Raw genomic sequence first — 12,753 nt, forward strand, 5'->3', positions numbered from 1 at the left:
TAATTTACGCCAGATCTTGTCCAAGAGATGGGGAGTAGCTCAAATTGGTAGATCGCGCGTTGCGCCGTTCGGTACTGATCAGCCTGTCGGTTTTCGCTCTGATGGCTCTTGCTCTGGGTCTGTTCGGACAGCATCCTGAAGCGGTCCTCATTGGCGCCGTGATCTGGGGCCTGACTTTTGGGGGCGCTGCAACGTTCCTTCAGACGGCACTTGCCGATACCGCCGGTGAAGGCGCGGACGTTGCTCTGTCAATGAATGTCGTGGTGTGGAATTCCGCGATTGCCTCTGGAAGCATCGTGGGCGGTATTCTTCTCGATGCCGCAGGAGCGGGCGCGTTTCCATGGGCGGTCTTTATCCTGGCGGTTGCGGGCGTCATTGTCACATTTGGTGCGCGCAGGTCTGGCTTCCGCCCCGGAAGCCGCGGCTAAGGCATCTGACGAAGGACGGCGTCGGGCTTATTCTGTTAAAGAACTCTGTTAGTGGGCTTTGGCGGTCCGCTTGCTGGGAAACTGTTCCACCTTCGCACCCCTCCGGGCTGAATTTCGGTGTTTCACATCCCCCAGAAAAACACCGTTCTACATCTAGGACTGCTGCGGATGACCGGATGAGCTTTTCAACAGAATGGGCTCAAAGCTGACCTGCGGCGGTGCGGCGAACACCTCGTCTTGGCGTGCCAAGCATGCGGGCGATGACGGCCCAGAGCCGACCTTCAGCCCTAAATCAGGATGCTGCAACGCAGTCTGTCAAAGCTGCCGTTCGCCGCGCCGGCGAATTCGGTCGGGGGCCCAAGGTCAGCAGTGCGGGACAAAGCTGCCCTGACCTCGGATCAAGTGCGTGCCCTCGATGCGTCGATTTCACTGGCCAATTGGCGGCATTTCGCACCGGCCCATTCATGGGCGTCCGCACCGAACAGCAGCCGCCGGGCTGGCGCGTCGGACGATGCCTCCTTGACGATCAGCGCAGCAAGCTCTTCAGGGTCGTTGTCCTGCGCGCCGTTCGCCTGCGAAATAAATCCCCGGAACGCCGAAACTGCTTCGGCATAATCCTCGATTTCCAGGTCGCCCTGCCGCGCGGTGGAGGGATCGAGGAAGTTCGTGCGCATCATGCCCGGATCGACGACCAGGGATCGAATGCCGAGCGGCGCGATCTCTTCGGCAAGGCCCTCCATCCAGCCCTCAAGGGCAAACTTGGAGGCGGAATAGATCGACCCACCCGGGTTGGCGACGAGGCCGTTTACGGACGAGATCGTCACCACCAGACCAGACCGCTGGCGGCGCATCGTCGGCAGCACGGCGCGGGCCACGTTCATCGCCCCGAAGACGTTGATCTCGAACTGCCGCCGCACGTCGTCGTCGCGGATCGTCTCGAAAAAGCCAAGCTGCGCGCGACCGGCATTGTTGATCAGCACGTCGATCTGTCCAAAGGTCTTGATGGCCGCGTCATGGGCTTTTGCGACGGCATCCGCATCTGTCACGTCAAGGGGCAAGACAAGCAGCCGGTCGTCGGACACGGCGAGGCGGTCGCCCAGCCCGTCGACGGTTCGGCTAGTCGCCACGACCGTATCGCCTGCGCGCAATGCGTCCCGCGCGATGAGATACCCCAGCCCCTTGGCGGCGCCTGTGATGAACCACACCTTGTCAGTCATCCTGTCAGTCCTTTCGTTTGTTGCCTGTCATATTAGGGGATCTTCGTGCTTGCTGATTAGATCCTTGAAAATTGTCGCGATCAGTAGCTTATCTAATGAATGGACCCACGTAGATTCTCCGACCTGATCACCTTCAGCCGCGTGGCAGAGACGCGAAGCTTCACCGTGGCGGCGCAGAGCCTCGGGGTGACCCAGTCTGCCGTCAGCCAGACGGTAAAGCGGCTTGAAGCGGACCTGGGAATAAGGCTGCTGTCACGCTCCACGCGCAGCTTGACACCGACAGCAGCGGGCGAGCAGCTGCTGGCCACCCTCGCGCCGAATGTTGCGGAGCTTGATGCAAAGCTCGCCGATCTCGAACGGCTGCGCGAGGAGCCGGGCGGGCAGCTCAGGGTGACCTGCGGCAAACACGCGGCGGATACGTTTGTATGGCCGGCCTTCTCCAAGTTGCTTGCCGCGCATCCTGATATCGAGGGAGAGTTGAGCGTCGAGGACAGATACGTCGATATTGTCGCAGAGCGGTTCGATGTCGGAATCCGAATGCGCGACAACCTGGAACTGGACATGATTTCTGTCCCCGTCGGGCCATCCCTGCGCTCTGTCGTCGTCGGCGCGCCCGGGTATCTTGACGCCTGCAAAGCTCCGGACACGCCCCGCGACCTGTCTCGGCATCGCTGCATCGGGTTCCGGAATGCGGGTGGTATCTTGTCGCCCTGGTCGTTCGAAAGGGATGGCCGGACCGAGACGGTGAAGGTCGCATCGTCGATTATCGTCAATGATGGCGACGCGCTTGTCGCAGCGGCCTGTGCGGGGATGGGACTGGCCTACATGCTGAAGGATCTGGCAGCTCCGTTTCTGCAGGACGGCCAGCTGATCGAGGTTCTCGGAAACTGGTCGCCACCGTTCTCCGGCTATCACGCCTACTACTCGAGCCGACGCCATCCGCCCCCGGCGGTGACGCTTTTCCTCGACCTTTTGCAGCAGGAGATCTAAGCATCACCGGCGTTCAAGTTGCGAGGTCCTTTACGGGCTCGAACCGGTCTTGCGGCGGTGCAGCGTGACCCGCGCTTGCCTGGCTAGACTGCCCGTCGCTCGCGCGGCGTCGCTCCCGGCCCAGACCTGCCGTTCGAAGCGACCGTCGATGCGGCAACGCACCGTCACCGAAGCAGCCATTCGTGCATCGCGCAGCATTTTTCGTGGGTGAAGGTCGGCAGAGCGGGACTTTGCTGCCGTCCGAACTCGCTTGCTGAAGGTCTGCTTACATTTAAACCCTGCATGTGCGGGGGGCTATTCACCCCATCCGGTCACTTCATTTCCGCCATAGATCATCTGCCGAATCATCGGTGAGGCAAGTGATGAGGTGAAGCCCTCAGTCGGTTTGCTGACCTCGTTCAGCCGGATCATCTGATCATCGCTGAGTTGCAGGCTTGCGGCCTCGACGTTGCCAGTCAATTGCGTGACCTTGCGCGCACCGACGATGGTTGACGCTACACCCGGACGCGCCATCGCCCAAGCCAGTGCGGCCTGGGCAGGGTCGCAATCCAGCTCGGCCGCCACATCCTGCAGCGTGTCGAGGATATCCCAGTTGCGATCCGCGAACTTGCTGTCGCCGAACGGGTTCGCGCCACTCAGCCGTCCAGTGCCGCTCGTGTCCTCGCGTTTGTATTTGCCCGTCAGAAATCCACCGGCCAGCGGGCTCCACGGCATGACACCCATACCTGCCGCACGCGCGGCAGGGAAATGCTCTGCTTCCACGTCGCGGGCGACCAGCGAGTATTCAACTTGGCAAGCTATAGGCCCCGGCACGCGCCGCTCCGATGCAAGTGTTGCAGCCTTCATGGCGACCCATGCGGGCATGTCGGAAAGCGCGTAGTGGCGGATTTTTCCGGCTCGGACCAGATCGCCCAACGTCTGCACGATCTCTTCGACAGGCGTGACGCCATCCCAGATGTGCATCCAGTAGAGGTCGATGTAATCGGTGCCAAGCCGCTTGAGTGAGGCGTCCAGCGCCCGGTGGATGTTCTTGGCACCCGCACCGCCCGCATGGGGGTTGCCCGGCCCACCGGAGGACCCGGACAGCGGGCTGGACGATCCGTTAAAACCGAACTTCGTCGCCAGAACGATGTCGTCGCGGGACTTGGTCTCTTTGATGAACTTGCCGACAAACTCCTCGCTGACGCCGCCGGAATAGATGTCCGCCGTGTCCACGAAATTGCCGCCAGCGTCTCTGTAGGCGTTGAAAATCTCTCGCGAGGCATCCTCATCCGCGCCCCAATCGCCGGGGCCGAAGGTCATCGTGCCAAGGCACAGGGGGCTCACGACAAGACCGGAACGGCCAAGGGCGCGGAAGTTAGAGAGGGACATAGCGTAGCTCCTGATTTCATATCGCTCGCTACGAAACGCTATGCACCTCTTGATTGGCGGCGTCAATGAGTTTAATATCAATCGTTATGAAAGTCCCCCGCACACAGTCTCGAAAAACTGGTCGTCCCTTGTCCTTTGACAGGGAGGCAGCGCTCGAAAAGGCGATGCTGGCGTTTTGGGAAAGCGGGTATGAGACAACCTCGATCAGCGACCTGACAGCCGCGATGGGTGTTACTGCACCCAGCATCTACACGGCTTTCGGCGACAAGAAGCAGTTGTTCCTCGAAGCGATGCGGCGCTATGTCGGCGACGCAGCCGATCTGAAAAAAGCGTTCGTACTCGCACCGACAGCTAAGGAAGCCGTTGCTCGGATGATGGAAGACGCGGCGCGCCTATACACTGGCGATGCGACACCCAGAGGATGCCTCCTCGCCAGTGCGGCGGCAACGGGATCGAAGGATGCTGCCGACGTGAGGGATGCGGCTGCGCGAGAGCGGCGAGTGATCCGGACCATTATCATCGAGCGTATCGAAAGCGACGTGGAGTCGGGCCTACTGCCGCCGGACACCAAGACTTCCGTTCTAGCCGATACCGCCCTAGCGATAACGCACGGCATGTCGATCCTCGCTCGCGATGGTGCAGATCGCAATGCGCTCATCGCCATCGCGCAAGCGTCATTAAGCGGCTGGCCGGATCATTCGTAAATGGATCGGGCTGACAGCTAGCGCCAAAGACAAAGCCGTCATTCGTTCGCAGCGCAGCATCGGTCACTCTGGGCTGATGCTGTTGAAAAACTCACCGACGACTTCCGGCTGATAATCACACTTCGTGTTTTTTCAGGGAGAGTTGACCGCTTTGAACAGCGGCGAGATCGGTTTTCTCAGCTGACCGGCGCCGATTGGGCCGTGGTTGGGCAGAGCTTGGCCTAGGGATGCGCCGGGCGGCGATGGCCCGGCGTGCTTCTCAGTTGCGTCGAAGGATCATCCCGGCATGATGCAGGACACCACCAATGAAGTCGCCGTTCGCGGTGAATCCGGTGTCGTCCCAGTATTCGATATGGGTGCCGCTTATTTCGTAGCGGCCCTGGTAGGCGCGTTCGCGAGATCCTCGCGCTTCGACATATCGGCCGCCAGGAAGGAGTTCGTGGCGGACATGGCCGTCATCGGTGATCCAGAGTCCGGTAAATTGGGTTGGCGTGTCGCTCATTGCCGGTTCCCGCGCTGGCCGAGCGTGTCGGCGATCTCCTGCGGCTCGACAATCCAGGCGTAGTTCAGCTCGTGCCGGATCTTCCAGCCTTCCCCGGTGCAGGCCCATCCAAGCTGCGAGCGACCGTCGAAGGCGATCACCTCGCCGTCGAGCCGGTTAATCAGTCCCACGAACCCCAAGGTGGTCGAGGCAACGCCATCGCCCACGAGCGTCTCGTTGGCCTCGGTCAGCCCGTGCAGAACGCTACGCGCCGCGTTCTGCAGGTCTTCCCAGTTCGCGCCATAGACCGCGGCATCGCCGAACAGTTGCGTCTGGCCGGGGGCGAAATTGTCGTAGAAGACGCCCCGGGTATCCTGAAGATTGCAGTAGCGCGCCATCTTCTCTTCGAAGATGAAGTCGGGTTCGCCCTCGCGGCGTTCCCAGCCTTCCATGATCCAGTCGGCGTGCAGGACGGCGGGAGAGTCCGGTCCACTTTGCGCGCAGGTCTCTGCGGAGAGGGAGGAGCCCGCCATGAGCATCGCGAGCGTCATAAAAGTGGTCTTCATGTCTATGTCCTTCATTGCATGTGGGCCGCTGGCCCAGTGCCGAGGAACATGAGCAATTTGCACCGTCGCCGGTATTCATCGAATGATGGACATCGTGGTTAGCCCCGCTAACCAGTCACGGCAGAACGGCACCTCAAGGTCGCCGGGTTTTCACGTGGTCCACGAAGGCACGCAGTTTCGGGGCCATGTTGCGCCGATGCGGGTAGAAGAGGGAAAAACCCTGGAAGGGCGGCAGGAAATCCTCCAGCAGCCAGACCAGTTCGCCGCGGTCCACGAAAGGCCGGAACGTCTCGCGTGTGGCAAAGGTGATCCCGCCGCCTTCAAGGGTCGCACGCAGCATCAGGCGCAGATCATTCGTCGTGATCTGCGGCGCCACGGCGACATCAAACGCGACGCCTTTATCCGAGAAGTCCCACCGGTAGGGCGCGGAGTCCGGTGACGGACGCCAGCCGATGCAGCGATGCGCGATCAGGTCGCGCGGATGCGATGGGGCACCATGCGCGGCCAGGTAGGCCGGAGCGGCGGCGACGGCCTCGCGCTCCTGCTCGGTGACCTGGACGGCGATCATATCCTGCTCGATCACCTCGCCCAGTCGGATCCCCGCATCGAAGCCGGCCGCGATGATGTCGACCTCCTCGTCGGTCACAGTCACGTCGAGAACGACCTCAGGATGCGCCTCGGCAAAGCTCACGAGCAAGGGCCCGGACAGGACCGCCTCGGCGATGGATGTCACGGCCAGGCGGAGAACGCCCCGGGGCCGGTTGTCTCCGGATGCCACGTCCAGTGCCTGGGAGATCTCCGCAAGCGGCGTGGAAAGGGACGCGTAAAGCCGTTCTCCCTCCTCGGTCAGGCGCACCGCGCGGGTGGTGCGCGTGACCAGCGTCACCCCGATCATGTCTTCCAGCCGGCGCATGCCCTGGCTGACAGCCGACCGCGTCACGCCGAGACGGTCGGCGGCGGCCCGGAAATTGTCCGCCTCCGCAACGGCCTGGAAGAGGGCCAAAAGGTTCAGGTCCATGCTGGCTCCTTTCCTGGATGTCTTGTCAATAGCCCCGGCGGCACCGAAATTGTCAAGCAAAGCTAACCGCTGGATCCATGAGGGGGCGGCTACCGGTAATGCGCCCCGGCCCCCACCCTTGGCCCGGTGCCAAATGCAAAGGAGCACATCATGGACTCTGTTGCGCAAATCAGCTGACGGACGGTTCTCCCCTTTCCCAGACGGATTTATCCCACTGCTTTTGTGACGGGGTTGCCAAGGGCTGTGTAGCCGTTCAGGATCGCAACGCGCACCTGAATCTCGGCGACTTGGCGGTCGAAGTCGCGGGCCATCAGGCGCTGGCCTAGAAGTTTCACGCAGTGCGTCTTTGTCTCGACGCGGCTCCGGCGGTGATATCCGCTCCAGTTCCGCCAGAGTGCGCGGCCCAGGTATCTTGATGCGCGCAGCGCGTCGTTCCTGGCGATGGCGCCGGCAGTGGTTGGCTTCCATGGTTGGGCATTACGGCGTGGTGGGATGACTGCGGCCGCACCGCGGTCAGCGATGGCGTTGTGGCACCGGCGCGTGTCGTATGCACCGTCCGCGGTCACGCTGCCAATCTCTTGATCGCGCGGGATCTGGTTGAGGAGATGAGGCAGCATTGGCGCATCTCCGGTGTTGCTGCCCGTGATCTCAACCGCTCTGATTTCCAGCGTTTACTCATCAATGCCGATGTGGATCTGTCACGCGCCGACGTCCTCGCGACTGACGGACGGCTTACGCCGCCGTAGCCGGAGCCTTGTAGACGCCACACCGGGCCATCAGAGCCCAGACTATCCGCGCCATTTTGTTCGCCAGCGCCACGCGCACCAGCATTGGTGGCTTGCGCGTCAGCACTCCACCCAGCCAAGTCCCCGGCTGTGCGGAGGCATGGACATGCCGTTTGATGATAACGCTGTTCGCGCCGATGATCAGCAGCCGCCTCAAGGAGCGTTCCCCCATCTTTGTCGTGGCCCCGAGGCGCTGTTTGCCTCCGGTGGAATGCTGGCGGGGTGTCAGACCCAGCCAAGCGGCGAAGTCGCGCGCCTTGCAGAACGTCTCTGGGGGCGGAGCCAGAACTGCTATGGCGGTGGCAATCAGAGGACCTATCCCCGGGACTGTCATTAGTCGCCGCGCCACCTCATCCTCCTTGGCGCACCGGGCGATCTCGGCATCGAGCTTGCCGAGCTCTGCTTCGAGATGGGCGAGGGACGCCACCAGCACCGTGAGCGTGAGGATGGCGTCCGCAGGCAGACCGCTGTCCGGGTCTTCCACAATAGCAATCAGCTTCGACACGTTAGCCGCGCCCTGCGGCACGATCTTTCCAAACTCACCCAGATGCCCGCGCAGGACATTGATAGCCTGGGTTCTCTGCCGGATCAGCAACTCGCGGACGCGAAAGACCATTGCAGCGCCATGTGTCTCCTCGCTCTTCACCGGCACAAAGCGCATCGTCGGGAGCTGCGCCGCTTCGCAGATCACCTCGGCATCAGCCGCATCGTTTTTTTGGCGTTTGACGAAAGGCTTTACATAGGCCGGTGGGATGAGCCTTACATCATGGCCAAGTTTGCCGATCTCCCGGCCCCAGAAATGCGCACCGCCACAGGCTTCCATCGCGACAACGCAGGCCGGCAGCTGTCCGAAGAATGCCGCGACTTGGTCTCTTCTCAGCTTCTTGCGCAGCACCGCCCGGCCCGCGGCGTCGGCTCCATGAACCTGAAAGACATTCTTCGCAAGATCGAGCCCGACCATGAAAATTTCCGACATGACCGCCTCCTTTATGGATCATCGCAGACCCACCTTGGCACACAGATGCCGTCGGGGGGCGGTCACATCATCAAAGCCCTAAATAGCCAAAAACCTTGAAGCGCTACCCGTGCTTTGAAGCCGCGAATAACAGAAAGGGCCGCGTGGCATCCCTCAAGATCAAATGTTCTTGAGGGATGCTCAAGGTCCGCAGTGTCGAAAATTGTTTCGATCATTGCAACTTGCGGACCGCTATGCCTGATATGATCGCAATTCAGCCAGCCCGTCCTCCCAGGCCATGAGCGGTTCATAATCAAGTTCGCGTTCCGCCTTCCAGGTGTCGAGCGTGATCTCGACCGCACTGGTCGCATAGTCCTGGTAGCTCATCGGTCCGCGGTATCTGCCAGCGCTTGCGCGATGGATCGCATCCCCAACCCGTGCGACCGTGCGAACCACCCCGCGTGGCACCACCTTCGTGGGAGCCGGAATCCCCTGACTTGCTAAGAGGCCGGTGACGGTTTCTCGGAAGGTGCGGGCCGGGCCATCCGAGACATGGTAGATCTCGCCAGATCGTCCGCGATCCAGAGCCAAGCCGACGACGTGACACAAGTTGGCTATGTGCATGGTGGATGAGCGATACCCCCCGCCAGAGATCCACGCGAACTTTCCGCTTTCGACAGCCTCGACCAGTGTCGGAAGGGCTGTGGTATCATCGCGGCCCCAGACCATGCGAGGACGCAGGATGACGACGTGCTGACCTGAAACAGCCGCGCGTCGGGCGACCTTTTCCGCCTCTGCCTTGCCAGCCGAATAGGCTCCGGCTGGTCGGGACGGATACGGCGTAGTCTCGTCGACGTTGCACAGGGGGTGGCCGTCCTGAAGCACGGAGTCTGTGCTGATGTGAATTGCCTTACCGACATACGCCTGTCTGGCGGCGTCCAGAACGCGCCGAGTGCCCTCAGGGTTGACGAAATCAGCGGTTGAGCCGGGCCCATGATCGACGCTCGCGGCCGTGTGAATTAACATATCCGCCCCTGCCATAAGTGGCACAAGGTTGGCGTTCAGCATGTCACCAAGGACCGGTTTCCCGCCCCAGGACCTCACGCGGTCTGCCGCCTCCGCGGTGCGGACCAGCCCGATGACACGGTGACCCCGCGCGATGAAGTGGCGCAACAAATTTCGCCCGACGTAGCCCGCCGCGCCAGTGATGAAGATGTCACGCTCAGGCATCACGTTCCTCGATGCTGTCCGTGCCTTTCCGGGCAAGTTTTTCAATGTCTTGGAGAACCTCGGCGCGCTCAGCCTCTGTCCAGTCGTGCAACTCGAGATGTTGCTGAAACTTGAGGCCTTCCAGCGCCAGCCAAGCCAGCCGAGCTGCACGGGGATGGCTCGCGTGGTCCAACAGTTCCAGGCGGAGGGCGTTTTGATTGCCGCGAAATCTGGCACGCAGCGCTGTGTCCTGCATCAATGCTGAAACAAGGCTTAGGACAGCACCGTTCTCGCCCGGCATCGGGAGTTGGCGCCGCGCGGCCTCGATGCGCCCCAGAAGTGGTGCGTCAGGCTCACCGGCAAACTCGGCCTGGCATGACGCATTATAGTCGTTGTCGGCCTTTATCGTCCGATCCACGAGCGCAGCAAGGAGATCAGGTTTGCTGGTATGCTCATAAAGCACCGTAGCTTTCGACACGCCGGCTACTTTCGCGACTGCGTCGATGGTCAGTACGCCATCGCGGGCAATCACGTGCTCTACCGCATCGAGGATCTGATCCTGATCATGTTTTCTGGGACGTGCCATGCACCACCTGTTTATTTCCGAACGTTCGGAAATAAAAAGGTGGATCTTAGGTGTCAATCCGCAGACTGGCGCCGCCGGACCTCTATCGACGATCAGGCGACGAGAAATTTCGTGGAAATCTGCCGAAAGCGGCCGGTGGCGGAGCCGCAGTGAAAACTCACTCTGTCCCGCATAGTGCGAGTTCGTTCACTGCTACGCCTTGTGAGCGCGGCGTATGGCCGGTTCGCCCGGCCTCGCTGCGGCATTGAGATCACCAATGTTCAGCGGGAATGGGCCGTGAGCGACAGCAGATCCGAGCGTCCAGGGCCTGTCGCGTTAAGGGTGACCAGGCGTTTGGCTCTGCCGCATGTCTGCTTCAAGCTCATACTTTCATGCAAGCTGAAGTATCCGTCCGCGTAGGTTTATTGTGACGTGGTTGTCATTCCCAGGGCAGACAAGCCCGCCATGATCGCGCGGCTCTGCGTCTCGAGTTCCGCGAATGTCGGTGTTACGCCCCGGACGACCATTCTCCAATACAGAGGTGCGACAAGCAGATCCAGCGCGAGGTCCCGGTCAAGGCCTTCAGGCAGCTCACCTCGACACACCCAACGGTCCAGAAGAACTTCCGCCCGCTCCCGCCGTGCTTGCGCCACCCGGTCGTTGATCACACGCATCTCGGTCGATCGCGCGGCTTCGGCATGCAGATCCGGCAGGATCCTACGGACCATAGGATGCCGAAGCACGACGCGGGTCTGTACTAGCAGGTTAAGGATGTCCTCTTGCAGCGTGGTGCCCTCAACTTCCGGTAGCGCGATCCGCAGACCAAGTGTCGAAATCGCCGCCTCGGCGAAAGCCAGGCGCGACGGGAACCGTCGATAGATCGCAGCCTTGCCAGCGCCCGCGCGCGCGGCGACCCGTTCAAGACTTAGGGCCCCGAAACCACGGTCTGCCCACTCTTCGAAGAAAGCGCGGTAAAGCGCCTCTGTCAGTTCGGGACGCGGGACAGCCGCCCCAGACGGGGCGCGCCGTGTTTTTTCGTCGGAACGGTTGCGTTTCATCCATTGAATTCCTAGGTGGTCGATACGCTAGCGTTCCATCCATAGGAGCTTTCCCCATGAACGACAAGTTTGACAGTTTTTCCGATCTGCTGCGGGGGGCCCTTGGTTCCCGCCTGACAGCCAGCCAGGAAATGGCGGACCTCTTTACCCAAGACGTGGTCTTTGAATTTCCATATGCCCCAGAGGGGCTACCCCGACGACTGGACGGCATGTCGGCCCTTGCCGATCACCTGATGCGGCTTGAGCCGATGCTGAAGCTGAGCGAATTCACGCTGCATGCGGTTCACCCTTCCGACGACACGGTGATTTTCGAATTCTCCTGCGATGGTGCCGGCATTTCCACCGGCTTGCCCTATGATCAGGACTACATTTCCGTCGTAACTCTCCGCGACGGTCGCATCAGCCGCTATCGCGACTACTGGAACCCGCTGGTTGCGCTTTCTGCCCTCGGGGGCGCGCAGGCAGCAGCAACGGCCTATGCCGGGGGGAAGGCAGATGGGTAAGGACATTCTCGTCATCGGCGGCAAGGGCAAGACAGGCCAGCGGGTGGTGGATCGTCTCACGGACAGCGGAGCCGAGGTCGCCGTCGGGACTCGCACGCCTACAGGGGCGCGGGACCGCTTCTTCAACTGGGCGGATTCGGCCTCCGTGGAGGCGTTTGAGGGCTGCTCCGCAGTCTATCTCGTGGCACCGACGGATCGCACCGACCACCTCGACGTCATGCGTCCCATCCTCGAAAGCGCGATTGAGCGTGGGGTGCGCCGCTTCGTGCTTCTCAGTTCGTCTATGCTGGACCGTGATGGCCCGATGATGGGCGGCGTTCATGCCTGGCTGGCCGATACCGCCCCGGAATGGGCAGTGCTGCGCCCTTCCTGGTTCATGCAGAACTTCTCGGACGGGCCGCACGCCCACACGGTCCGCGAGGAGAATGCGATCTACAGCGCCACTGGCACCGCCCGTGTCGGCTTCATTGACGCTGAAGATATCGCGGCCGCCGCTGTGGCCTGCCTGAACTCCGCCACGCCGCTCAACGACGACCGGATCCTCACGGGCCCCGAGGCGCTGAGCTATGAGGATACGGCCCGGATACTGTCGGATGTGACGGGCCGGACGATCCGTCATGTCGCGCTCACGACCCAGGACCTGGCCGATCGCTTCGAGGAACAGGGACTGCCTACCGATTACGCCCGCATGCTCGCGAATATGGACGAAACGATCAGCGCGGGTGCCGAAGATCGCACGACGGCTAGGGTCGCGCAGCTGACCGGAACTTCACCGGGATCATTTCGGAGCTTCGCTGCAGAAAATGCCGCAACTTGGATGGTCTGACGTCCTGCGGCCAGCCTCTCCCTTGCATCCGAGATGTGAGCTACTCCCCATCTCTTGGACAAGATCTGGCGTAAATT

Annotated in this window: 14 protein-coding genes and 1 pseudogene; 5 read left to right on the plus strand and 10 right to left on the minus strand. The window is 61.6% G+C overall.

Translation table 11 applies throughout. From position 1 onward, the window contains the following. Window positions 1-44: 44 nt before the first annotated feature. The gene (locus tag ATO3_RS27890) at window positions 45-428 is read left to right on the plus strand and encodes an MFS transporter (RefSeq protein ID WP_143747417.1); all 384 of its coding nucleotides are present in this window, start codon (window positions 45-47) and stop codon (window positions 426-428) included. Between the two features lie 398 nt (window positions 429-826). On the opposite strand, the gene ATO3_RS27895 is transcribed toward ATO3_RS27890, so the two are convergent. Then, a complete protein-coding gene (locus ATO3_RS27895) occupies window positions 827-1,645 on the minus strand; it encodes an SDR family oxidoreductase (RefSeq protein ID WP_088652998.1) in 819 nt (272 codons plus the stop codon). A gap of 99 nt (window positions 1,646-1,744) precedes the next feature. Between ATO3_RS27895 and ATO3_RS27900 the strand changes: the two genes are divergently transcribed. Further along, entirely contained in the window at window positions 1,745-2,635 is an 891-nt protein-coding gene (locus ATO3_RS27900) for a LysR family transcriptional regulator (protein WP_088652999.1), read from the plus strand. A 294-nt stretch (window positions 2,636-2,929) separates the two neighbouring features. Here ATO3_RS27900 and ATO3_RS27905 read toward each other — a convergent pair whose 3' ends face one another. Then, on the minus strand, window positions 2,930-4,006 hold the full coding sequence (locus tag ATO3_RS27905) for an aldo/keto reductase (protein ID WP_088653000.1): 1,077 nt from the start codon (window positions 4,004-4,006) through the stop codon (window positions 2,930-2,932). A 128-nt stretch (window positions 4,007-4,134) separates the two neighbouring features. Between ATO3_RS27905 and ATO3_RS27910 the strand changes: the two genes are divergently transcribed. After that, window positions 4,135-4,710, plus strand: coding sequence for a TetR/AcrR family transcriptional regulator (locus ATO3_RS27910; RefSeq protein ID WP_198963373.1), 576 nt, complete (start codon window positions 4,135-4,137; stop codon window positions 4,708-4,710). Between the two features lie 259 nt (window positions 4,711-4,969). On the opposite strand, the gene ATO3_RS27915 is transcribed toward ATO3_RS27910, so the two are convergent. From ATO3_RS27915 to ATO3_RS27950, 8 genes and pseudogenes are all read right to left on the minus strand, one after another. Next, entirely contained in the window at window positions 4,970-5,212 is a 243-nt protein-coding gene (locus tag ATO3_RS27915; RefSeq protein WP_088653002.1) for an Atu4866 domain-containing protein, read from the minus strand. Further along, window positions 5,209-5,757 (minus strand): hypothetical protein, encoded by a 549-nt coding sequence (locus tag ATO3_RS27920; protein WP_088653003.1) that lies wholly within the window; start codon window positions 5,755-5,757, stop codon window positions 5,209-5,211. The genes ATO3_RS27915 and ATO3_RS27920 overlap by 4 nt, the downstream gene beginning before the upstream one ends. 133 nt (window positions 5,758-5,890) lie before the next feature. Next, window positions 5,891-6,775, minus strand: coding sequence for a LysR family transcriptional regulator (locus ATO3_RS27925; protein WP_088653004.1), 885 nt, complete (start codon window positions 6,773-6,775; stop codon window positions 5,891-5,893). A gap of 206 nt (window positions 6,776-6,981) precedes the next feature. Then, a pseudogene (locus tag ATO3_RS27930) lies at window positions 6,982-7,473 on the minus strand (IS5 family transposase); the annotation flags it as partial. Window positions 7,474-7,507: 34 nt separating this feature from the next. Continuing rightward, entirely contained in the window at window positions 7,508-8,536 is a 1,029-nt protein-coding gene (locus ATO3_RS27935; RefSeq protein ID WP_088653005.1) for an IS110 family RNA-guided transposase, read from the minus strand. Between the two features lie 231 nt (window positions 8,537-8,767). Then, complete coding sequence (locus ATO3_RS27940; RefSeq protein ID WP_088653006.1) at window positions 8,768-9,745, minus strand: NAD-dependent epimerase/dehydratase family protein; 978 nt, start codon at window positions 9,743-9,745, stop codon at window positions 8,768-8,770. Then, window positions 9,738-10,310, minus strand: a complete 573-nt coding sequence (locus ATO3_RS27945; RefSeq protein ID WP_088653007.1) for a TetR family transcriptional regulator — start codon at window positions 10,308-10,310, stop codon at window positions 9,738-9,740. The genes ATO3_RS27940 and ATO3_RS27945 overlap by 8 nt, the downstream gene beginning before the upstream one ends. Before the next feature lie 401 nt (window positions 10,311-10,711). Further along, on the minus strand, window positions 10,712-11,347 hold the full coding sequence (locus ATO3_RS27950; protein ID WP_088653008.1) for a TetR-like C-terminal domain-containing protein: 636 nt from the start codon (window positions 11,345-11,347) through the stop codon (window positions 10,712-10,714). Window positions 11,348-11,403: 56 nt separating this feature from the next. Between ATO3_RS27950 and ATO3_RS27955 the strand changes: the two genes are divergently transcribed. Next, window positions 11,404-11,850 carry a nuclear transport factor 2 family protein gene (locus tag ATO3_RS27955; protein WP_088653009.1) on the plus strand — a complete coding sequence of 149 codons (447 nt, stop codon included), beginning with the start codon at window positions 11,404-11,406 and terminating at the stop codon, window positions 11,848-11,850. Continuing rightward, the gene (locus ATO3_RS27960; protein WP_088653010.1) at window positions 11,843-12,676 is read left to right on the plus strand and encodes an NmrA family NAD(P)-binding protein; all 834 of its coding nucleotides are present in this window, start codon (window positions 11,843-11,845) and stop codon (window positions 12,674-12,676) included. The genes ATO3_RS27955 and ATO3_RS27960 overlap by 8 nt, the downstream gene beginning before the upstream one ends. The last annotated feature ends 77 nt before the right edge of the window (window positions 12,677-12,753 follow it).

This window comes from Marinibacterium profundimaris (assembly GCF_002210095.1).
GTDB classification, from domain to species: domain Bacteria; phylum Pseudomonadota; class Alphaproteobacteria; order Rhodobacterales; family Rhodobacteraceae; genus Marinibacterium; species Marinibacterium profundimaris.

Coding starts and splice junctions, on each gene's coding strand:
- ATO3_RS27960 (WP_088653010.1), top strand. CDS start 11,843: ATGGGTAAGGACATTCTCGTCATCGGCGGCAAGGGCAAGACAGGCCAG.
- ATO3_RS27900 (WP_088652999.1), top strand. CDS start 1,745: ATGGACCCACGTAGATTCTCCGACCTGATCACCTTCAGCCGCGTGGCA.
- ATO3_RS27940 (WP_088653006.1), bottom strand. CDS start 9,745: ATGCCTGAGCGTGACATCTTCATCACTGGCGCGGCGGGCTACGTCGGG.
- ATO3_RS27905 (WP_088653000.1), bottom strand. CDS start 4,006: ATGTCCCTCTCTAACTTCCGCGCCCTTGGCCGTTCCGGTCTTGTCGTG.
- ATO3_RS27915 (WP_088653002.1), bottom strand. CDS start 5,212: ATGAGCGACACGCCAACCCAATTTACCGGACTCTGGATCACCGATGAC.
- ATO3_RS27955 (WP_088653009.1), top strand. CDS start 11,404: ATGAACGACAAGTTTGACAGTTTTTCCGATCTGCTGCGGGGGGCCCTT.
- ATO3_RS27925 (WP_088653004.1), bottom strand. CDS start 6,775: ATGGACCTGAACCTTTTGGCCCTCTTCCAGGCCGTTGCGGAGGCGGAC.
- ATO3_RS27895 (WP_088652998.1), bottom strand. CDS start 1,645: ATGACTGACAAGGTGTGGTTCATCACAGGCGCCGCCAAGGGGCTGGGG.
- ATO3_RS27920 (WP_088653003.1), bottom strand. CDS start 5,757: ATGAAGACCACTTTTATGACGCTCGCGATGCTCATGGCGGGCTCCTCC.
- ATO3_RS27945 (WP_088653007.1), bottom strand. CDS start 10,310: ATGGCACGTCCCAGAAAACATGATCAGGATCAGATCCTCGATGCGGTA.
- ATO3_RS27935 (WP_088653005.1), bottom strand. CDS start 8,536: ATGTCGGAAATTTTCATGGTCGGGCTCGATCTTGCGAAGAATGTCTTT.
- ATO3_RS27950 (WP_088653008.1), bottom strand. CDS start 11,347: ATGAAACGCAACCGTTCCGACGAAAAAACACGGCGCGCCCCGTCTGGG.